Source organism: Teichococcus vastitatis (assembly GCF_003604215.1).
Classification (GTDB): domain Bacteria; phylum Pseudomonadota; class Alphaproteobacteria; order Acetobacterales; family Acetobacteraceae; genus Pseudoroseomonas; species Pseudoroseomonas vastitatis.
In genome coordinates this window covers 131,936-150,713 of record NZ_QXGS01000008.1, presented here as the reverse complement: position 1 = coordinate 150,713, position 18,778 = coordinate 131,936, and the positions used below count along the sequence as shown (strand labels likewise).

The 18,778-nt window shown below is 72.2% G+C and carries 16 protein-coding genes; 9 read left to right on the top strand and 7 right to left on the bottom strand.

Annotated elements, in window-relative coordinates; translation table 11 throughout:
- Window positions 1-78 precede the first annotated feature (78 nt).
- Entirely contained in the window at window positions 79-993 is a 915-nt protein-coding gene (locus D2K64_RS12915; RefSeq protein WP_202910652.1) for a LysR substrate-binding domain-containing protein, read from the bottom strand.
- Between the two features lie 86 nt (window positions 994-1,079).
- On the opposite strand from D2K64_RS12915, the gene D2K64_RS12910 reads away from it, so the two are divergent.
- Window positions 1,080-1,340, top strand: a complete 261-nt coding sequence (locus D2K64_RS12910; protein WP_120008773.1) for a DUF1127 domain-containing protein — start codon at window positions 1,080-1,082, stop codon at window positions 1,338-1,340.
- Between the two features lie 119 nt (window positions 1,341-1,459).
- Here D2K64_RS12910 and D2K64_RS12905 read toward each other — a convergent pair whose 3' ends face one another.
- Entirely contained in the window at window positions 1,460-1,798 is a 339-nt protein-coding gene (locus tag D2K64_RS12905) for a hypothetical protein (RefSeq protein WP_120008772.1), read from the bottom strand.
- Between the two features lie 313 nt (window positions 1,799-2,111).
- Here D2K64_RS12905 and serA point away from each other — a divergent pair, with 313 nt between their 5' ends.
- From serA to D2K64_RS12885, 4 genes are all read left to right on the top strand, one after another.
- Complete coding sequence (serA, locus tag D2K64_RS12900) at window positions 2,112-3,371, top strand: phosphoglycerate dehydrogenase (RefSeq protein ID WP_120008771.1); 1,260 nt, start codon at window positions 2,112-2,114, stop codon at window positions 3,369-3,371.
- A 211-nt stretch (window positions 3,372-3,582) separates the two neighbouring features.
- Window positions 3,583-3,765, top strand: a complete 183-nt coding sequence (locus D2K64_RS12895; RefSeq protein WP_120008770.1) for a CsbD family protein — start codon at window positions 3,583-3,585, stop codon at window positions 3,763-3,765.
- Between the two features lie 125 nt (window positions 3,766-3,890).
- A complete protein-coding gene (locus D2K64_RS12890) occupies window positions 3,891-4,847 on the top strand; it encodes a hypothetical protein (RefSeq protein WP_238384166.1) in 957 nt (318 codons plus the stop codon).
- Between the two features lie 28 nt (window positions 4,848-4,875).
- The gene (locus tag D2K64_RS12885; RefSeq protein WP_120008769.1) at window positions 4,876-5,181 is read left to right on the top strand and encodes a CsbD family protein; all 306 of its coding nucleotides are present in this window, start codon (window positions 4,876-4,878) and stop codon (window positions 5,179-5,181) included.
- Window positions 5,182-5,241: 60 nt separating this feature from the next.
- Here the strand turns inward: D2K64_RS12885 and D2K64_RS12880 are convergent, their stop codons facing one another.
- The 3 genes from D2K64_RS12880 to D2K64_RS12870 all read right to left on the bottom strand — a co-directional run bounded on the left by D2K64_RS12880 (window position 5,242) and on the right by D2K64_RS12870 (window position 8,286).
- Window positions 5,242-6,132: a PPK2 family polyphosphate kinase gene (locus D2K64_RS12880; protein WP_120008768.1), complete on the bottom strand. Its 891-nt coding sequence runs from the start codon at window positions 6,130-6,132 to the stop codon at window positions 5,242-5,244.
- A 490-nt stretch (window positions 6,133-6,622) separates the two neighbouring features.
- Window positions 6,623-7,063 carry an OmpA family protein gene (locus tag D2K64_RS12875; RefSeq protein WP_120008767.1) on the bottom strand — a complete coding sequence of 147 codons (441 nt, stop codon included), beginning with the start codon at window positions 7,061-7,063 and terminating at the stop codon, window positions 6,623-6,625.
- Window positions 7,060-8,286: a cupin domain-containing protein gene (locus D2K64_RS12870; RefSeq protein WP_120008766.1), complete on the bottom strand. Its 1,227-nt coding sequence runs from the start codon at window positions 8,284-8,286 to the stop codon at window positions 7,060-7,062. The genes D2K64_RS12875 and D2K64_RS12870 overlap by 4 nt, the downstream gene beginning before the upstream one ends.
- 167 nt (window positions 8,287-8,453) lie before the next feature.
- Here D2K64_RS12870 and D2K64_RS12865 point away from each other — a divergent pair, with 167 nt between their 5' ends.
- Window positions 8,454-13,130, top strand: coding sequence for an NAD-glutamate dehydrogenase (locus tag D2K64_RS12865; RefSeq protein ID WP_120008765.1), 4,677 nt, complete (start codon window positions 8,454-8,456; stop codon window positions 13,128-13,130).
- 148 nt (window positions 13,131-13,278) lie between these two features.
- Entirely contained in the window at window positions 13,279-13,866 is a 588-nt protein-coding gene (locus D2K64_RS12860) for a type 1 glutamine amidotransferase domain-containing protein (RefSeq protein ID WP_120008764.1), read from the top strand.
- A gap of 57 nt (window positions 13,867-13,923) precedes the next feature.
- Here D2K64_RS12860 and D2K64_RS12855 read toward each other — a convergent pair whose 3' ends face one another.
- Complete coding sequence (locus tag D2K64_RS12855; protein WP_120008763.1) at window positions 13,924-15,042, bottom strand: glycosyltransferase family protein; 1,119 nt, start codon at window positions 15,040-15,042, stop codon at window positions 13,924-13,926.
- 90 nt (window positions 15,043-15,132) lie between these two features.
- Window positions 15,133-16,074 carry a 16S rRNA (cytidine(1402)-2'-O)-methyltransferase gene (gene rsmI / locus D2K64_RS12850; protein WP_120008762.1) on the bottom strand — a complete coding sequence of 314 codons (942 nt, stop codon included), beginning with the start codon at window positions 16,072-16,074 and terminating at the stop codon, window positions 15,133-15,135.
- Between the two features lie 32 nt (window positions 16,075-16,106).
- Here rsmI and D2K64_RS12845 point away from each other — a divergent pair, with 32 nt between their 5' ends.
- Together D2K64_RS12845 and D2K64_RS12840 are read left to right on the top strand one after the other, a co-directional pair.
- Entirely contained in the window at window positions 16,107-17,291 is a 1,185-nt protein-coding gene (locus D2K64_RS12845) for a penicillin-binding protein activator (protein WP_120008761.1), read from the top strand.
- A gap of 108 nt (window positions 17,292-17,399) precedes the next feature.
- On the top strand, window positions 17,400-18,776 hold the full coding sequence (locus D2K64_RS12840) for a sensor histidine kinase (protein WP_120008760.1): 1,377 nt from the start codon (window positions 17,400-17,402) through the stop codon (window positions 18,774-18,776).
- Window positions 18,777-18,778: the final 2 nt, after the last annotated feature.

Here is an 18,778-nt window from a genome sequence, read left to right as displayed (position 1 = left end):
AGCGGCGTGGGGCGGCTTATAACCCCCACCCCAGAACCCGTCAAACAAGAATCTTCACCATTCCTCCATGAGAATGACTCAGGTCGGTAACCCGCCTTCCTCACGCCGGAAGCTGTCGATGATGTGGCGCGCCATGGCCTTGGCCGCGGCGCTGCCGGATCCCTCCGCCAGGGCGATCTGGAACTCGGGCAAGGGCGGCAGCCCGTCCGCCGCACTCAGCACCCGCAGTCCCGGCGGCAACGGGCCCTCCAGCCCCACGGTGATCGCCAGCCCCGCCAGCACCACCGCATGGGTGCCCAACTGGGAGCTCGATGAATAGGTCACCCGCCATGGCAGGCCGGCCGCGTCCAGAGCTGCCGTCGCCGCCGCGCGCCAAACGCAGCTCGACTGCGCCACCGAAAGCCGCAACGGCATCTGCCGGTGCACCGAATGCGCCACCGAGCCGACCCACAGCAGCGGTCCCCGCCACAAGGGCACGCCTTCCTGCCCGCGCAGTTCGTTGCCGGCGGAATACAGGGTGAGGTCCAGCTCCTCATGCTCCAGCCGGGTCAGCAACTCGCTGGACGGGGCACAGACCACCTCGATCTCCACCGCGGGGTGGACCTCGGCGAAGCGCGCCAGGATCTCCGGCAGCCATCCCATCGCGTAATCATCCGGCGTACCCAGCCGCACCGGCCCCGACACCTCCTGGGCCCGGAAATTCGCCACGATCTCGTCATGCATGCTGAGCCAGGGCCGCGCACGGTCCAGCAACCAGGTGCCGTGCGGCGTCAAGGCGAAGCCACGCGGCCCGCGGACCAGCAAGGGCCGGCCGAGGGCTTCCTCCAGCCGGCGCATCTGCATGGACACGGCGGATTGGGTCCGGCCGACGCGCTGCGCGGCGCGGGTCACGCTTGCCCCATCGGCGATCAGCACGAAGGAGCGCAGCAGGTCCGGGTCAAGGCCGGGCGGCAGGGAGAACATGCCCTGCATATCAACGCCGTTGATGCTCATCGTCAAAACAATTCGTTATGCTTATTTCGCATGCGCACGCATCCTGCACTGCGTCACCACCGCCTGTGCAGGAAAGGCACGCTCCCATGTCCGCCCATCTCGGCTTCGCGTTCCGCTTCTCCGTCCGGTCCGCCCTTGCACGCCCGTCTGGCCGCGTCTCCGGACCTGCCGGGCGCCCGGATGGCTGGCTGGCCTCGTTGCGCGGCGTGCTGCGCACGGTGGAGACGCGCCAGCACCTGGCCGGGCTGGACGAGCACATGCTGCGCGACATCGGCATGACCCGCCGGGACGCCCTGGCCGAGTTGCGGCGTGCGCCGTGGGACATCGCGCCCGGCAGCCACGGCTGAACCTCCCGAACGGGAAGGGCCCGCCGGAGCGATGCTCCGCGGGCCCTTTTCCTGGCCACCCATGAAAAAGGCCGGGGACATGGCCCCGGCCAAGGCAGCAATCCGTGGCGCGTCGCGGCTCAGGCGGCGCGGCGCAGTTCCGGCTCCTCGCGCAGCAGCGCGGCGGCCCAGCGCGGCCCTTCCACCAGCAGCGCATCCAGCGCGGCGGGGGACAGGCCCTCAGCATATTCGCGGGCGGTCACCGCTTCGCTGTCCCAACCCGCCATGACCGCCGGTAGGGCGGGGCGGCCATTCGCCAGCAGCGCCGCGCGCTGCGCCGTGCGCAGGATCTGCGCGGCGGTGTCCAGCCGAAGCCGTTCAACCAATTCGCCCCGGGCCAGTTCGGCCAGGGCCTCACGCGCCAGGTTCAGGCGGGCGGTCGTGGGAAGGGCAGTGATCGGGGTGATCTCAGTGGCCATGATAAAGGTGGTTCTCCGGATGCGGGGCTCGCCTTCTCGAACGGGGCGGCACAGGTGGGACATGGACTGCTCCGGCCCGCGCGACAAGGCTGGAGGCGGCCTCGTGGCCCGCCCCCGGCGTAATGGCGCCATGCACCCAGCGTGACCCTGCACACCCGGGCCGGTTTTCGGTGAAAAGAACCGGCGAACACCGGCCCCTATGCGCATGCCCCGTGTTGTTCAGCCTTATGTCCGGGGCCACCGCTAGCAACGCGGAGCATGCCTGTCGGTTTCGCACTTTCCGGCGGCCCGCCTCCTGGTGCATTCAGCCGGCATGTCGCACAGCATTCCCAACCAACGCATCTCCCTCCCCAAGGACCGCATCCGCATCCTGTTGCTGGAGGGTGTCTCGGACAGCGCCGTGGCGATGCTGGGCGATGCCGGCTACACCAACATCCAGCGCGAGGCCAAGGCGCTGGAAGGCGAGGCGCTGAAGCAGGCGCTGGCCGGCGTCCACCTGCTCGGCATCCGCTCCCGCACCCAGGTGACGCGAGAGGTGCTGGAGGCCGCGGACCGGCTGATCGCGGTGGGCTGCTTCTGCATCGGCACCAACCAGGTGGACCTGGCGGCGGCCAAGGAACTCGGCATCCCGGTGTTCAACGCCCCCTTCTCCAACACCCGCTCGGTGGCGGAGCTGGTGATGGGCGAGATCATCATGCTGCTGCGGCGGATCCCCGACCGCTCCCGCTCCGCCCATGCCGGCGGCTGGGACAAATCGGCCACCAACGCGCGCGAGGTGCGCGGCAAGACGCTGGGCATCATCGGCTATGGCAACATCGGCTCGCAGCTCTCGGTATTGGCCGAGGCCTTCGGCATGCGCGTCATCTATTATGACACCGTCACCAAGCTGCCGCACGGCAACGCCGTGGCGGCGGCCAGCCTGCACGACCTGCTCGGCGCCGCGGACGTGGTCAGCCTGCATGTACCCGAGACACCGGCCACCCAGGGCATGATCGGCGCCGCCGCCGTGGCGGCGATGCGCCCCGGCGCCATCCTGATCAACAATGCCCGCGGCACGGTGGTCGACCTCGACGCGGTGGCCGAGGGCGTGCGCTCCGGCCGCCTGCTCGGCGTCGCGGCCGATGTGTTCCCGGAGGAGCCGAAGCGCAACGGGGAGCGCTTCACCTCCCCCCTGCAGGGGCTGCCCAACGTGATCCTGACGCCGCATATCGGCGGCAGCACGGAGGAAGCCCAGGCCCGCATCGGCGAGGAAACCGCGCGCAAGCTGTCCGATTACTCCGACAGCGGCGCCACGCTGAGCGCGGTGAACTTCCCCGAGGTGACGCTGCCGGCCCGCCCGCACGGCACGCGCTTCCTGCACGTCCACCGCAACGTCCCCGGCGTGCTGGCGGCAATGAACGAGGTGTTCAGCCGCTTCTCCCTCAACATCGGCGCCCAGTACCTGCAGACAGACGCCACCATCGGCTACGTGGTGATGGATGCCGAGGGCGTCGCCGATCCGGAGGCGGTGCTGGCGGCGCTGCGCACCATCCCCGGCACCATCCGCGCCCGCCTGATCTATGAGCGGCATTGAAGCTGTCCGCCGGGTGACATCGCCTCCAGGGGCCGCCCGACCCGGCGCCCCGGGGGCAGTAAGCATCTGAATTCCTGCACCCGCGGGCCGGATCTGGCCGCGGAGGCTGCCGCAACCCTTGCCGTTTTGGTCCGTTCTATTCCGTACAGCCGTCGCAGAGCGGCAGCGGCGTGGCATTCCGCCACGATGCGCTTCATGCAGGAGAAGCCAGATGGACAAGGATCGTATTGAGGGTGCCGCCAAGCAGGCCAAGGGCGCCGTCAAGGATGCCGTCGGCAAGGTGACCGGCGACACCGCCACCCAGGCGGACGGCAAGGCCGACAAGACCGAGGGCAAGGTGCAGAACTCGATCGGCGGCGCCAAGGACAAGGTGCGCGACGCCACCGGCCACTGAGGCCGGTCGGCCGAAAGGCCGCCACTTCCGGGCCAGATGGGCAGCCGGGTCACGGGTGTGGCCCGGCTCCAACTCCAGGAACCGGCCCCGGCACCGTGGCGGGGCCATCGGACGCAAGGTTCAAAATGAGCACAGCCGCCCATCCGGGGAACCACCCGACCACCTCCTACGATGATGCCGCCCTGCGCGCACCCGCCGGGCTGGTGCGCCATTCGCGCATTTCCTGGGGCGCGATTCTGGCCGGCACGGCGATCGCCGTTGTGGTCGGCGCCGCGTTGAACATCCTGGGCGTGGCGATCGGCGCCAACCTGGTGGATGCCGCGGCCCGCGACACGCCCGACGCCACGACGCTCGGTGTGGGTGGCGGCGTGTGGATGGTTGTGTCGCACCTGGTCGGGCTGGCGCTCGGCGCCTATGCCGCGGCCCGGCTGTCCGGAACGGGCGACCGCACGGATGGCCTGCTGCATGGCTTGGCGATGTGGGCCACCGCCACCATTCTGGCCGGCATGCTGCTCGGCAGCCTGGCGGGCAGCGCGCTGAGCACCGCCGGCTCGGCCGTGTCGGGCGTGTTCGGCAGCGCCGCGAGCGGGATCGGCAGCCTGGCCAGCGCCGCCGGAGGCGAAGTGTCCGACCGCACCAGCAACGACTCCCTGCAATCCACCGCGCAGGCGGCCGCTGACCGCGTGCAGAACGCCTTGGTGGCGCCGAGCGGCGATCCGGCGCAGATGAACAGCGACCAGCGCCGCGCCGAGATCGGCCAGATCGCCGCGCGACGCATCAGCGACGGCGAGCTGTCGCAGGGCGACAATGACCGCCTCACGGCGCTGATCGCGGCCGAGGCCGGCATCAGCCAGGATGAGGCGCGCGGCCGCATCCAGCAGGTGGAGCAGGAAACGCAGCAGCGCCTGCAGCAGGCCGAGGAGCAGGCCCGCCAGGCGGCCGACAGCGCCGCCACCGCCGCCGCCGCCGCCGCCTACTGGACCTTCGCGCTGCTGCTGCTGGGCGCCATCGTGTCGGCCATGGCCGCCCGCCTCGGCACCCGCGCTGTTCCGGCCGGTGCCGGCGCCGCGCGGTTTCGCTAACCCGACCTCTCGAAAGGAGCCCGCGCTCATGAACAAGGACCACGTTGAAGGCACGCTGGAGGACGTCGTTGGCCAGGCGCAGGAAGGCTACGGCAACCTCGCCGATGACAAGGACAGCAAGGTTCGCGGCATGGCCCGCCAGGCTGCGGGCCGCGCCCAGCACGCTTACGGCGACGCCCGCGACTACGCCCACCAGGCCGGTGAGCGGGCCCGCGATTATGCCAGCCATGCCGGTGAGCGGGTGGTGCGGCAGGTCGAGCAGCAGCCGGTGACGTCGCTGCTGATCGTCGGTGCCATCGGCTACGTGCTGGGGCTGCTGACCGCCCGCCGCTGAGGCGCCCGGCTTTCCGCTGAACCGGGCGCGGCATCCATCAGGTGCCGCGCCCTTCGCGCGTCAGGCGTCCTTGCGTTGCAGGGCCTGGGCGGCAGCGCGCAACTGTTCCCGCCCCGCCTCGTCCAGCTCGGGATAGCGCGGGTCGATCGCTTCCAGCGCCTCGATCATCGCTTCCACCACCAGCAGCCGGGTCAGCCATTTCCGGTCTGCCGGGATCACGAACCAGGGCGCCGCCGGGCTGGCGGTGGCGCGGATCGCCGCCTCGTAGGCGGCCTGGTAATCATCCCAGTAGCGGCGCTCGGCGACGTCGCTGGCCTCCAGCTTCCAGTTCTTCTCCGGCTCCTCGATGCGCGCCAGCAGCCGCTTGCGCTGCTCGTCCCGGCCGAGATGCAGGAAGAATTTCAACACCACGAAGCCCTGGCGGCCGAGATACCGCTCAAAGGCGGCGATGTCCTCCAGCCGCTCATCCCAGATGCGGTCGCTGATCACCTCCGGCGGCAGGTTCTGCCGCGCCAGGATGGCCGGATGCACGCGCGCCACCAGCACCTCCTCGTACCAGGAGCGGTTGTGGATGCCGATCTGGCCCCGTGCCGGAAGCTGCCGAACATGGCGGCGCAGGAAATCGCGGTCGAGATCCTCGCGGCCCGGCGCCTTGAAGGAATACACCAGGCAGCCCTGCGGGTTCAGCCCGGTGAAGGCGTGCTTGATGGCGCCATCCTTGCCGGCGGCATCCATGGCCTGGAAGATCGCCAGCACCGCGTGCCGGTCCTGCGCCGCCATGCGGTCCTGCAGCCCCGCCAGCACCTCGACGCCTTCCTGCAGCAGGGCCGGCGCATTCGCCTTGCGAAGCTCCGAATCCCCTCCTCCCGTGGAATGATCGGCGAGGCGGAATCCCGCCCCGTCGGTGATGCGGCATCGGGCGAGCAGGGCGCGGACGTGCTGGCGCGGCATGGGCTTCCTCCGGACTGGCGGGCGCGGCGCGCCCCGGGACAGCATGGAAGGCGACGGCGCATCCGGCCAGGGTCGAAAGCCACTGCCACGGCCCGGCCCGCGCCCACGATGCCGCGGCGGAGCGTATCCGGAGCCCGCATGCCTGCCACGCCGCTCGGCACCATCCGCATCCTGCACGGGCCGCCCGAACGCGCGGTGCGCGGCGGCCATTTCGATTGCAATAATGGTGGTGTGCTTCGTCAGCAGCGAGAACACCGGGGCCGAGACCATGCGGTCCCTGGCGGAGCAGCAGGGTGCCCGTGGCCACCGGGCGGCGCGCGGTCTGCCGGCTGCTGCGCGATGCCCTGCCGCTACGACGCCTATAACCTGGCCGGGATGCCGGGGCAGGCGGCGGGACGCGCCATGGGGTTCTTCCGTCACCGCACGCAGGATCTCCAGGACCCCGCCCGACCGGGTGCTTTCCTTGTGCCGGCCTTATGCCGGGATACCCCTAGGGCGTTGCGGGCAGCACCACGATGGTGACGCTGCGCGCCTCGCGATTCTCGGTGGAGCGGCTGAAGCCCGGGTTGCGCGCCTCGGCGCGGATGCGGTCGCGCTCGATGCCGTGCTGCACCGACAGCATCTCCGACACCTCGCGCGCGCGGCGGGCGGCCAGCTCGGTGCTGGTGGTTTGGCCACCTTCCCGCACCGCGTGGCCAAGCACGCAGACATTCCGTTCCGGCGCTTCCTTCGCCAGGGCGGCGGCGGCGGCCACCGGGGTTCGCGCGGCCTCCGGCGGGCGGGCGCTGCGCGGCGGAAAGGCGACCTCGAACACGTCGTCCTCCAGCCGCTCGGCCCCGATGCAGTTGAAGGCGCGCGGCTGCGCCAGGGCTCCGGCCCCGAGGCCGATCAGGAGCAGCCCGGCCAGCGCCGGGATCGCGGCATGCATCATGTCGGTGCCAGCATCCCCGCTTCGGCCAGGCGCTTCAGCAAGGCCCCGGCATCCACCGCCGGATGGGCGGCGCGCAATTCCCCCTCGGTGCCGTCGGGGCGTGACAGCAGCCAATTGGCCGCTTCCGCCTCGGCCGGCTGCAGCGGCACAGGGCCGCCCGGCGCCTTGACCACCCATTCGGCACCGCGCCGCACCGCCTTGGCGCCGGGCGCCACCACACGGAAGGCCGGGCTGTCCTCGCCCGCGCCGGCACCGCCGGGGGCCGCCGGGGCGGCGATGCCACGCGCCGCCAGCAGGTCGTTGCCGCCGCGGCGGAAGCGGTAATCGGCGACGAACTTGCCCAGCACCTCCATCACCTTGGGGTCGCGGGTCAGTTCGGCCAGGCGCTGGCCCAGCTGGCCGGCGCGGCTGGTCAGGGCGAATTTGGCGGCCGCCGAGCCGTCCTGGCGCGGCAGCGGCTTGCGGAACTCGGCATCATAGAGCACCCGCTCCAGCAAGATGTTCACCAGGTCCATGCCCAGCGGCGCGTGCACGCCATAGGCGATGTGAACCGAGGAGGGCGCCTCGGCGAGGGCATCATGGTACCAGCCGCGCGGCAGATAGAGCAGGTCGCCGGCCTTCAGCGTCACCGCGCCGCGCAGCTTGCCGCGGGCGCGCTCGTGATGCTCCTTGGGGAAGTTGAACACCGGGTGGGCGATCGGCCATTCGGCGCGCCCTTCCCAGATGTTCCAGGTCTTCTCCCCTTCCACCTGCACGGCCCAGACATCATGGGTGTCGAAATGGGTGGGAAACGCCTTGTGGCTTTGCCAGGAGATGTAGACGTTGGCCTGCGCCTTGCCGAGCCCGGCGCCTTCCAGCGCGTCCGACACGGCGGCGAGGCCCGGGGTCAGGCTATCCACGTCGTTCATGACGATCGAGGCGCCCTGTTTCACCCAATGCGCCACCCGCGCCGCGTCCGGCTGCTGCACCGCCCCGCCATCGCGGCTGGTGGCGCGGTTGCAGAACTGTTCCGGCGGGATCGGCGTGCCGTCCATCACCAGCTTCAACGACTGCGAGGACCAGATATGAGTCTGGTCGAGCAGCCGGTTGATGCCGCGCCAGCTCAGCACGGAGGCGAATTTGGCGGCACCGCCGGACACGTGCAGCGGCTGCCGGTCGTAATACTCGGCGAAGAACTGCTCGGGCGTGATCGGGGCGAGGAGGTCTGCGAGCGTCAGGGTCATGGCGAAACGGAGGATAGCCTTGTCCCGGCCGCTTTGACACGCCCCTCGCGCGATTCGCCGGCCGCCGGCTTCTTATGCAGATTGCCGAAGGTTTCGGCACGGCATGGCTTGAAGCGCGGCCTGACCGGGGCGATCCTCCGTGACGCTGAAGCATGGAGGAACCCGGCATGCCGGACGGACTGGACAAGGGCGGGGCGCGCGCCGAATTGCTGCGCGCCGCCACCGAGGCGCTGCACCGGCAGGCGCCTTCCCTGCCCGCCGCCGCCGGCACGCTGCTGCTCCGCATGGCGGAAGGACTGCCCACCGCCGAGCTGGCCGCCGAGCCGCCGGAGCGCCTGGCCGCCGCCGCCGCCAGCCTGTTCACCTTCGCGCAGCAGCTGCCGCCGGACGGGGCGAAGGTGCGGCTGCGCCCGCCGGGTCCCGGCCGCGGCGCCGTGGCGCTGGCCGAGATCGCCACCCGCGACATGCCGTTCCTGGTGGACAGCGTGCTGGCGGCGCTGACCCTTTCGGGGCGCACCGCCCGGCGGCTGCTGCATCCGGTGATGCGGGTGCGGCGCGACGGCGAAGGACGGTTGCTGGACTTCGCGGACGGCGCCGAGGGCGCGCCGGAAAGCCTGATGCACGTGGAGATCGCGCCGGTCACCACCCGCCTGCTGGGCAGCGGCGCCGCCCCGGCGGCCGATTGGGAAGCCACCGAGGCGGCGATTCGCCGCGCCATCGCCGAGGTGCGGCTGGCGGTGCAGGATTTCCCCGCCGTGCTGGAACAGCTGCAGGCGGCGCAGGCCGAGATCGGCCCCGGCGATGGCCGCGACTTCCTGCGATGGCTGGCGGAAGAGAATTTCGTGTTTCTCGGCCACCGGCTGATCCGCTTCGGCGAGAACGGCGCCCCGGACAGCGCGGGGGGCAATCTGGGCCTGCTGCGGGACAACAGCGTGGCCGTGTTCGACGCGCTGCGCGACCTGTCCGCCGTGCCGCCGGCGATCCGCGCCTCGCTGCGCGACGGGCCGGTGGTGGGGATCGCCAAGGCCAATCTGCGCGCCCGCGTGCACCGGCCGCAGCATGCCGACGTGGTGGCCACCCGGGTTTTCGGCCCAGACGGGCAGCCGGCCGGGGTGCGGCTGTTTCTCGGCCTGTTCGCCGCCACCGCCTATAACCGCAATCCGCGCTCCATTCCCTGGCTCGGCGCCAAGGTGGAGCGCATCCTGGGCCTCGCCGGCGTCGCTTCGGACAGCCATGACGGCCGCGCGCTGCGCAACATCCTCGACACCTGGCCGCGCGACGAACTGTTCCAGGCGGGGGACGAGGCGATCCTGGACGGGGCGCGGCGGGCGCTCGACCTCGGCATCCGGCCGCGCCCGGCGCTGTACCTGCGGCGCGACCCGTTCGAGCGCTTTGTTTCGGCCATCGCCTGGCTGCCGCGCGACACCTTCGACACCCGCCTGCGCGAAAGGGTCGGCGCCATGCTGGCCCGCGCCTTCGATGGCCGGCTTTCCGCCTTCCACATCGCGCTGGGGGACACGCCGCTGGCGCGTGTCCACTACATCATCGGCACCGCACCGGGCGCGGTGCCGGCGGTGGACGACACCGCGATGGAGGCGGCGGTGGCGCAGGCCGCCCGCTCCTTCACCGACCGGCTGGGCGAGGCGCTGACCGCCGAGCATGGCGAGGCCCGGTCCGCGGCCATCCTGGCGCGCTGGGCCGATGCCTTCCCCGATGCCTACACCGACAGCACCGCGCCCGGCACCGCCGTGGCCGATCTGTCGATGGTCGAGGCCGCGCTGCAGGCCGGCCGCCCCATCGCCCGGATCGAGCGCGCGCCGGGCATGGCGGAACGCACCCTGTCGCTGCGGCTGGTGCATCCGGCGGGGCCGCTGCCGCTGGCCGACGCGCTGCCGCTGTTCGAGAGCCTCGACCTGCGGGCCATCGAGGAGCAGCCCTATCACCTGCGGCAGGGCGAGCAGGCGGTGGCGGTGCTGCACGTGTTCAGCCTGGAAGCCGGCACCACCCTGCCCGAGACCCGTTTTCCCGCCCTGCTGGAAGCCCTGGAGGCGCTGCAATCGGGCCGGGTCGAGGTGGACGGCTTCAACCGCCTGGTGCCGCGCGCCGGATTGTTCTGGCGCGAGGCGTGGCTGCTGCGTGCCCTGTTCCGCTGGGTGAAGCAGCTGGGCTTCGCTTTCGCGCAGCCCTCGGTGGAAGCGGCGCTGAACGCCGAGCCGCGCGCCGCCCGGCTGCTGGTGGACCTGTTCAATGCCCGCTTCGACCCGGATCGCACCACCGCCGCCGAGGAGCCCCGGCTGGACGCCGAATGGGCCGCGTTGATGGAGGGGATCGAGGACCCCGACACCGACCGCATCCTGGCCCGGCTGCGCACCGCCCTGGACGCCGTGCTGCGCACCAATTTCTTCCAGAATAAGCCCTATCTGGCGCTGAAGATCGACAGCGCCGCGGCCGGCCCGATGCCCTTGCCGCGTCCCTGGCGCGAAATCTTCGTGCATGCCGCGCACATGGAGGGCTGCCACCTGCGCGCCGGCCCGGTGGCGCGCGGCGGCATCCGCTGGAGCGACCGGCGGGAGGATTTCCGCACCGAGATCCTGGGGCTGATGAAGGCGCAGCGGCTCAAGAACGTCGTGATCGTGCCCACCGGGGCCAAGGGCGGCTTCGTGCTGAAAGGCCATGTCCCCCCCGCCTCCGACCGGGAAGCCTTCACCGCCACCGGCATCGCCGCCTACAAGACGCTGATCCGCGCCATGCTGGACGTGACGGACAACCTCCGGGAAGGCGCCGTGGTGCCGCCCGAGCGGGTGGTGCGCCGCGATGGCGACGACCCCTACATCGTCGCCGCCGCCGACAAGGGCACCGCGACCTTCAGCGACATCGCCAACGGCCTGGCGCAGGAATACGGTTTCTGGCTGGACGACGCCTTCGCCTCTGGCGGGTCGCAGGGTTATGACCACAAGGCGATGGGCATCACCGCCAAGGGGGCCTGGGTGATGATCGCCCGCCACTTCGCCGAACAGGGCCACGACATCCAGTCCACCCCCTTCTCCATGGTGGGCGTCGGCGACATGTCGGGCGACGTGTTCGGCAATGGTCTGCTGGTGTCGCGGCAGACGCGGCTGCTGGCCGCCTTTGACCACCGCCACATCTTCATCGACCCCGATCCCGATCCGGCGGCGAGCTTCGCCGAACGCGCCAGGCTGTTCGCCCTGCCGCGTTCCTCCTGGGCCGATTACGACGCGGCCAGGATCAGCGCGGGCGGCGGTGTGTATCCGCGCAATGCCCGCACCGTGCCCTTGTCGGACCAGGCGCGCGCCCTGCTCGGCATCGAGGCCGAGAAGCCCGACCCCGCCACGGTGATGCAGGCCATCCTGCGTGCCCGGGTGGACCTGCTCTATTTCGGCGGCATCGGCACCTACATCAAAGCCTCCACCGAAACGCAGGCCGAGGCCGGCGACCGCGCCAACGACGCCATCCGCATCGACGGGCGCGAGGTCGGCGCCCGCATCATCGGCGAGGGCGCCAACCTGGCGCTGACCCAGCCCGGCCGCATCGAGGCGGCGCGCCAGGGAGCGGGTGGCCAGGGCGTACGGCTGAACACCGACGCGCTGGACAATTCGGCCGGCGTCTCAACTTCCGACCACGAGGTCAACATCAAGATCCTGCTGGCCGATGCCGAGGCCGCCGGGGCCTTGACCCGGCAGCAACGCGACGGCCTGCTGGCCGCCATGACGGATGAGGTGGCGGCGCTGGTGCTGCGCGACAACGCCCAGCAATCCCTGGCCGTCACGCTGGAAGCCGAGGCCGGCGCCGCGGCCTTGCCCGCGCAGGCCGCGCTGATGGTGCGGCTGGAACAGGCCGGGCTGCTGGACCGCGCCGTGGCCAACCTGCCGGACGCCGCCGCCATGGCCGACCGCATCGCCGCCGGCCAGACGCTGACCCGGCCGGAGCTGGCGGCGCTGCTGCCGGTGGCGAAGCTGTGGCTGACCGACGCGATCGAGAACAGCGGGCTGCCGGACGATCCGGCGCTGCTGCCGCTGCTGCAGGGCTATTTTCCCACCGCCCTGCAGCGCGACTTCGCGCCCTTCATCGCCCGCCACAGGCTGCGGCGCGAATTGCTGGCCACCGCGCTGGCGAACGAGGTGGCCAACCGCCTCGGCCCGGCCGGGCTGGCCGAACTGGCGGCGGGCACCGGCCCGGCCGAGGCGGCGCGCGCCGCCATCATGGCCAGCCGGCTGCTGCGGCTGGAGGAGGCCGCGGAGGCCGCCGATGCCGCACGGGACGCGGCGCCGGACACCCGGCACGCCGCGCTGCTGACGATCCGTCAGCTGCTGGGCGCCACGGCACGCGAGCTGCTGGGCACGCCCGAGCTGGACCGGCCGCTGGAGGAGGCGCTGGCCCGGCTGCGCCCCGGCACCGAGGCGCTGCTGGCCGTCCTTCCGCCCGGCCCCGAGGGTGCCGGCGGCGGCCTGCCGGACAGCGTGACGCGGCTGGTGGCCGCCGCCCCGGCGCTGCAGGCGGTTCCGGCCATCGTCCGGCTGGCGGAGGCGGCCGGCGTGCCGCCCGCCCAGGCCGCCGAGGCCTGGGGCGAGGTGGGCCACCGCTTCCACCTGCCGCTGCTGCGCCAGTGCATCGCCGCCGCGCCGGCCTCCGGTCCCTTTGCCACGCGCGCCCGCGCCGCGCTGCTGGACGACCTGGCGGCGGCGCAGGGGCGGCTGGCCACGCGCTGCCTGCGGAGCGGCTTGCCGGAAGCCGAGGCGGTGGCGCGCATCGTGCAGGAAGCGGCGGCACGGCCTGACCTGGCCGCCGCCACCGTGGCGGTGCGGGAATTGTCGCGGCTCGGCTGAGATCCGGGGGCGCCGGCTGCCATTGAACCGGACCGGGAGGGTTGCGTTGCAGCCGTCTCCACCCGGCCATGTCTTCCGCGCCGGTGCCCCGGCTCAACTCCGCTCCGCCGCGGGCGTTGAGCCGGGACACCGACAAAGGAGATACGCCATGCCTGACATCCAGCAGGCCAAGATCCTGATCGTCGCTACGGATGGCTTCGAGGAGAAGGAGCTGACCGTGCCGCTGCGCAAGCTGCGTGAGCAGGGCGCCACCGTTCATGTCGCGGCACCCGAGAAGACCCGCGCGCCCGGCTCCATCACCGCCTGGGACGGCATGAAGCAGCCGGAAGACTGGGGCGAGACCGTTCCGGTCGACCGCGCCGTGAAGGATGCCCGGGCCGCCGATTACGACGCCCTGGTGCTGCCGGGCGGCGTCCTGAACCCGGATCACTTGCGGATCGACCAGACCGTGTTGTCGCTGGTCCGGGATTTTGCCGCCCAGGGCAAGGTGGTGGCGGCCATCTGCCACGCACCCTGGATCCTGGTGGAAGCCGGGCTGGCCCGGGGCCGCCGCATGACCTCCTTCCAGTCCATCAAGACCGACGTGGCGAATGCCGGGGCCGAATGGCTGGACCAGGAGGTGGTGACCGATCAGGGAATCGTCACCAGCCGCTCCCCGGCCGATCTGGACGCCTTCGTCGCCAAGATCGTCGAGGAAGTGCGCGAGGGTGGCCACGGCGACCGCCGCGCCGCCTGAGCCCGCCGGGCTGAATGGTGCCGGCGCGGCAGGCCCCGCCTGCCGCTGCCGCGCCGCTCAGCTCCTGAAAGTGCGGCCGCGGAACTCGCGGCTGTTGATCATGATGTCGCGCAGCCGCCGCACCGGGGCCTTGCCGACATACTGCTCATAGATGTGCTCGCCCTCCGGCAGGCGGTCGAGCAGAAGGGCATAAAGGTTGTCCAGCTCCTCCCGCGTGACGGCACGGTCCGCATCCCAGTTGCAGGCGCCGTAGCGCTCCAGGAAGCCATCGAACTCCCGCTCCCGGAAATTGCGGAAATGCGCCTGCTGCCGGGCAAGCATGGCTCGGATCGCGCCCTCGGTCGGCGGGTCCAGCGGCAGGTCGCCGCGCTCCGCCGGCACCATGCGGTCATAGCCCATCTCGCGGAAGCGGCGCTCGTTGAAGGACGCGCCCTTCTCGCCGATGTAGCGGCCGAAGGTGGTGTCGGTCATCACCCGCGCGATGCCGAGTTGCGCGCAGGCCACTGCCTTCAGCGCGTCCTGCGACGATTTGTCGATGGCCATCGCCTGCCGTTCCAGCCAGCGATACACGCCGATATGGTTGCGGCTCTGGTAGTCGGTCTTGTTCAGGATGGCGAAATATGGCGCCAGCCACTCCTGTATCCGCGTCCAGGGCTCCCGGCGCAGCGCGAAGCCCCAGTGGTGGTCCAGCGGCACCACCTGGACGCGGTTCGGGTCCGGCGTGGCGCGGTGGTCGCCATAGGCGGCGAAGTAGCCGATCTCGGGAAAGGGTGCGAGCAGGCCGCGCAGCCGCTCCATCATCAGCAGGTAGGCCGGGCCGAGTTCCAGGTCGTCCTCGAAGAAATAAGCGGTCTCGACCCCTAGCGTCTCGAAGGCCAGCGACTCGCCTCGGCGGATATTGAAGGCGATGCCGAGATTCTCCGCCGAGGCCATCACCTGCCCTTGCGGAAACACCGCGCGGAAGGCGGCGATGCTGTCCGCGATGGCCTCGTCCTCGGCGTAGCGGACGCCGGAGCGGCGTGACACCGCCCCGTCCTGCAACAGGAAGATGCGCTGCTCGTCCAGCGCCACGCCCTGCTGGGCCTTCAGCGATTCGCAGAAGCGCCGCAGATAGGCCGCCCGGTCGAAGGCGAAGATGATGATGGGCGCTTCGATCGTCGGATGGGACTCGGCCATGAAACCCCTTTTGGGCCGTTCTCGCGGCATGACAACCGCAGGCTGTGGAAAAACCGTGCTACCTGCACTCAGGAGCGCAGGCAAGCGGCCTCACGAGGTGGCGCGCAGCGCCAGTGCCCGCGCATAGACCTGCTTGCGCGGCAGGCCGGTGGCGGTGGCCACCAACGCCGCGGCGTCGCGCAGGCTTTCTCCCGCCGCCAGCGCGGCGCGGAGCCGGTCGTCCAGCCCGGCCTCGGCGTCCGGGGCATCCTCGCCCGGGGGGCCGACCACCAGCGCGATCTCCCCCCGCGGCGCGTGCTCGGCGTAATGCGCCGCCAGCTCGGCCAGCGTGCCGCGCCGCACCTCCTCGAACCGCTTGGTCAGCTCCCGGGTCACGGCGGCCGGGCGCGGGCCCATCGCCTCGGCCAGCGCGGCCAGCGTCTCGGCCAAGCGGTGCGGCGCCTCGTAGAAGATCAGCGTGGCGCGGAGCCCGGCGCGCTCGGCGGCCCGCAGCTTCGCCAGCTCGGCGCTGCGCGCGGCAGCGCGCGGCGGCAGGAAGCCCTGGAACAGGAAGGGGTGCGGCGGCAGGCCCGACAGGGTCAGCGCCATCACCGCCGCATTCGGCCCGGGCACCGCCGACACGGTGATCCCCGCGGCAATGGCGGCCCGCACTAGGCGGTAGCCGGGGTCGCTCATCAGCGGGGTGCCGGCATCCGACACCAGCGCCAGCTTGTCGCCGGCCTGCATTCGTGCAACCAGCCGAGGGGTCGCGGCGTCCTCGTTGTGTTCGTGCAGCGGCATGAGCTTTGCCGAAAGTCCGTGTCGCAACAGCAGTGGAGCGGTTACCCTGGTGTCCTCGCACAACACCGCAGCCGCCGCGCGCAGCACGGCGACGGCACGCGGCGCGAGGTCACCGAGATTGCCGATCGGCGTCGCTACCAGCGTCAGCCCGGCCGCGCCCGGCGCCGCCGGCTCCGCTTCCGGTTCCCGCGTTGTTTCCTGTTCCCTGGGGGAGGTTTGCTTTGGTGTTTCCTGCTCGTCGATCTGCTGCATGGGCCGAACCTTTCTCCCCCGCCTCGCCGGCGATGCCGCGCCGGGGGCTGGCGGCGCTGGCGCTCGGCGCCCTTGTGGCGCTGTCGGCCTGCGCTCCGCAAGCCTCCGGCCCGTCCTTCCCGCCCACTTCCGGCTACGGCGCCCTGCCAGCCCAGCCGCCGCAGCCGCCGCGTGAGAAGGTGGCGGTGCTGCTGCCGCTGACCGGGCCGCAGGCGGCGCTCGGGCCCGAGCTGCTGAACGCCGCACAGCTGGCCTTGTTTGAGCAGGGCGGCCCCGGCTTCGAATTCCTGCCGCGCGATACCGGCGGCACCGCGTCCGGCGCGGCGGACGCCGCGCGGCGCGCCATCGCCGAGGGTGCGCGGGTGATCGTCGGTCCCCTGACCGGGCCGGAAACCGCCGCCGTGGCCGGCCCCGCCCAGGGCGCCGGCGTGCCGGTGCTGCCCTTCACCAACGATGCCAGCCAGGCCAGCGGCCATGTGTGGCCGCTCGGCCTAACACTGGATCAGCAAGTGCGCCGCGTGGCCGGCGCCGCGCATGAGGCCGGGGTGCGCCGCTTCGGCCTGGCCGCGCCGGACAATGCGCTGGGCCGGCAGATGGCCACCGCCCTGCGTGGCGCCGCACGCGACCTCGGCCTCGCCGCCCCGGTGGTGGAGCTGTATCCTGCCGCCGCCCAGCCCGGCCTGATAGCCCGCGAAATCGCCGGCCGCATCGGCGCCGGGGTCGACGCGCCGCCCGACAGCGCGGTGGAGATGCTGCTGCTGGGCGAAAGCGGCGCGCGGGCGCGCGACTTCGCCGCCGGCCTGGTCGCCGCCGGGGCCGCCGTGCCGCCGCTGCGGCTGGCCGGGCATGCCCTATGGGGCAGCGACGAGAGTCTGACGCAGCAGCCCGCCCTGGCGGGTGCGTGGTTTCCCGGTCCCGACCCGGCCGCCCGCAGCCAGTTCGACCGCCGCTACGAAGCCGCCTTCGGCAGCCGCCCGGCACGGCTGGTCGGCGTCGCCTATGATGCCGCAGCGCTGGCGGCACGGGCCATGCGCAACGCTTCCCCCGGCGTGCCGCCGGTGATGCCGGTGGGCGAGACGGTGCTCGGCGCGGATGGCGCGCTGCGGCTCAACCCCGACGGGCAGGTGCAGCGGGCGCTGGCGGTGTATGCCCTGTCCCCCGGCGCGGCGCCGGCCACGGTGGCGCCGGCCGAGTTGCCGGGCAGCACCGGCTTCTGAACCGGGCGGCCCGGGACATTCGCCACCGGATTGTTGCGGGCCGGCGGTCGACAGCCACGGCGCCTGCCGCAAGGATGGCGGTTCAACAATCCCGGAGGATCGCTGGTCATGGGACAGGATGGGCCGGCGCCGCGGCGCTGGCTGGGCTCGGCGTCGCTGATCGGCGGCCTCCCTTTTGGCCTGCTGGCGGGGCTGGCCTTGACCGGGCAGGCGCAGCCCGGCCCGGCGCTGCTGTGCATGATGCTGGTGGCCTGCTTCGCCCTGGCCCTGTCCCGCTTCTGGCTGCGTGACCTGGGGCGGCTGTCTGCCGTGCTGCGGCGCTCGGCGGAGGGCGGCAGCGCCGACGCCCCGCCGCCGCACCTGCCCGCCCTGGCGGAGGTGGCGGACGGCGTCACCCGCCTGTCCCGTTCCCTGGCCGAGCGCTCGGAGCAGATCAACCGGATGCGCCGGGTCGATGGCGCCATCCTGGAAAGCCTGCCGGATCCGCTGCTGGTGCTGGGGGCCGACCGCGCGCCGCTGCGCGCCAACGCCGCCGCCCGCGCCCTGTTCGGCGCCCGCGCCGCCGAGGCCGGGCCGCTGGCCGGCGACACCGCCGCCCTGCTGCGCCACCCGGCCCTGGCGGGCGCGGTGGACCGGGCATTGGCCGAGGGAACCCGGCAGGCCGCCGACCTGATCCTGCCCGTGCCGGTGCCGCGCGAACTCGCGGCGCAGGTGATCCCGCTGGAGCCGCCCCTGGCGGATGGCGGGCGGCTGATCATCCAGCTCTCCGACCGCACCCGCGAGCGGGCGGTGGAACGGATGCGGGCCGATTTCGTGGCCAATGCCAGCCACGAGCTGCGCACGCCGCTGGCCAGCCTGATGGGCTTCATCGAGACCCTGCGCGGCCCGGCCGAGAACGACCCCGAGGCGCGGGCCCGCTTCCTGGGCATCATGGCCGAGCAGTCGGAGCGGATGCGGCGGCTGATCGAGGACCTGCTGGGCCTGTCGCGCATCGAGCTGGCCGAGCACCAGGCGCCCACCGGCCGCGTGCCGCTGGCCGAGATGGCGCGGTCCGAGGCCGAGGCCATGACCCCCATCCTGGCGCGGCGAGACGTGACGCTGCAGCTCGACCTGGCAGAGGATGCGGTGGCCGCGCCGGCCGACGCCGAGCAGCTGGCCCAGGTGCTGCGCAACCTGCTGGAGAACGCCGTGCGGCACGGCCATGCCGGCGGCGTGGTGAAGCTGGCGGCGGCCCGGGTGGGCGGGGCGCGGCCGGGAGTGATGTTCGCCGTCACGGATGACGGGCCGGGCATCGCGCGCGAGCACATTCCGCGGCTGACCGAGCGCTTCTACCGAGTCGACAAGGCGCGCTCGCGCAATGCCGGGGGCACGGGGCTCGGCCTCGCTATCGTCAAGCACATCGTCAACCGCCACCGTGGCCAGCTGCACATCGAGAGCCGCGAGGGCGAGGGCGCCACCTTCAAGGTTTGGCTGCCTTCCGAGTGAGC

Excerpts from the sequence above, each read along its gene's own strand:
- rsmI (WP_120008762.1), bottom strand. The coding sequence starts at position 16,074 with ATGCAGCAGATCGACGAGCAGGAAACACCAAAGCAAACCTCCCCCAGG.
- D2K64_RS12870 (WP_120008766.1), bottom strand. The coding sequence starts at position 8,286 with ATGACCCTGACGCTCGCAGACCTCCTCGCCCCGATCACGCCCGAGCAG.
- D2K64_RS12840 (WP_120008760.1), top strand. The coding sequence starts at position 17,400 with ATGGGACAGGATGGGCCGGCGCCGCGGCGCTGGCTGGGCTCGGCGTCG.
- D2K64_RS12880 (WP_120008768.1), bottom strand. The coding sequence starts at position 6,132 with ATGCCGCGCCAGCACGTCCGCGCCCTGCTCGCCCGATGCCGCATCACC.
- serA (WP_120008771.1), top strand. The coding sequence starts at position 2,112 with ATGTCGCACAGCATTCCCAACCAACGCATCTCCCTCCCCAAGGACCGC.
- D2K64_RS12885 (WP_120008769.1), top strand. The coding sequence starts at position 4,876 with ATGAACAAGGACCACGTTGAAGGCACGCTGGAGGACGTCGTTGGCCAG.
- D2K64_RS12855 (WP_120008763.1), bottom strand. The coding sequence starts at position 15,042 with ATGGCCGAGTCCCATCCGACGATCGAAGCGCCCATCATCATCTTCGCC.
- D2K64_RS12890 (WP_238384166.1), top strand. The coding sequence starts at position 3,891 with ATGAGCACAGCCGCCCATCCGGGGAACCACCCGACCACCTCCTACGAT.
- D2K64_RS12895 (WP_120008770.1), top strand. The coding sequence starts at position 3,583 with ATGGACAAGGATCGTATTGAGGGTGCCGCCAAGCAGGCCAAGGGCGCC.
- D2K64_RS12905 (WP_120008772.1), bottom strand. The coding sequence starts at position 1,798 with ATGGCCACTGAGATCACCCCGATCACTGCCCTTCCCACGACCGCCCGC.
- D2K64_RS12875 (WP_120008767.1), bottom strand. The coding sequence starts at position 7,063 with ATGATGCATGCCGCGATCCCGGCGCTGGCCGGGCTGCTCCTGATCGGC.
- D2K64_RS12915 (WP_202910652.1), bottom strand. The coding sequence starts at position 993 with ATGAGCATCAACGGCGTTGATATGCAGGGCATGTTCTCCCTGCCGCCC.
- D2K64_RS12860 (WP_120008764.1), top strand. The coding sequence starts at position 13,279 with ATGCCTGACATCCAGCAGGCCAAGATCCTGATCGTCGCTACGGATGGC.
- D2K64_RS12845 (WP_120008761.1), top strand. The coding sequence starts at position 16,107 with ATGCCGCGCCGGGGGCTGGCGGCGCTGGCGCTCGGCGCCCTTGTGGCG.
- D2K64_RS12865 (WP_120008765.1), top strand. The coding sequence starts at position 8,454 with ATGCCGGACGGACTGGACAAGGGCGGGGCGCGCGCCGAATTGCTGCGC.
- D2K64_RS12910 (WP_120008773.1), top strand. The coding sequence starts at position 1,080 with ATGTCCGCCCATCTCGGCTTCGCGTTCCGCTTCTCCGTCCGGTCCGCC.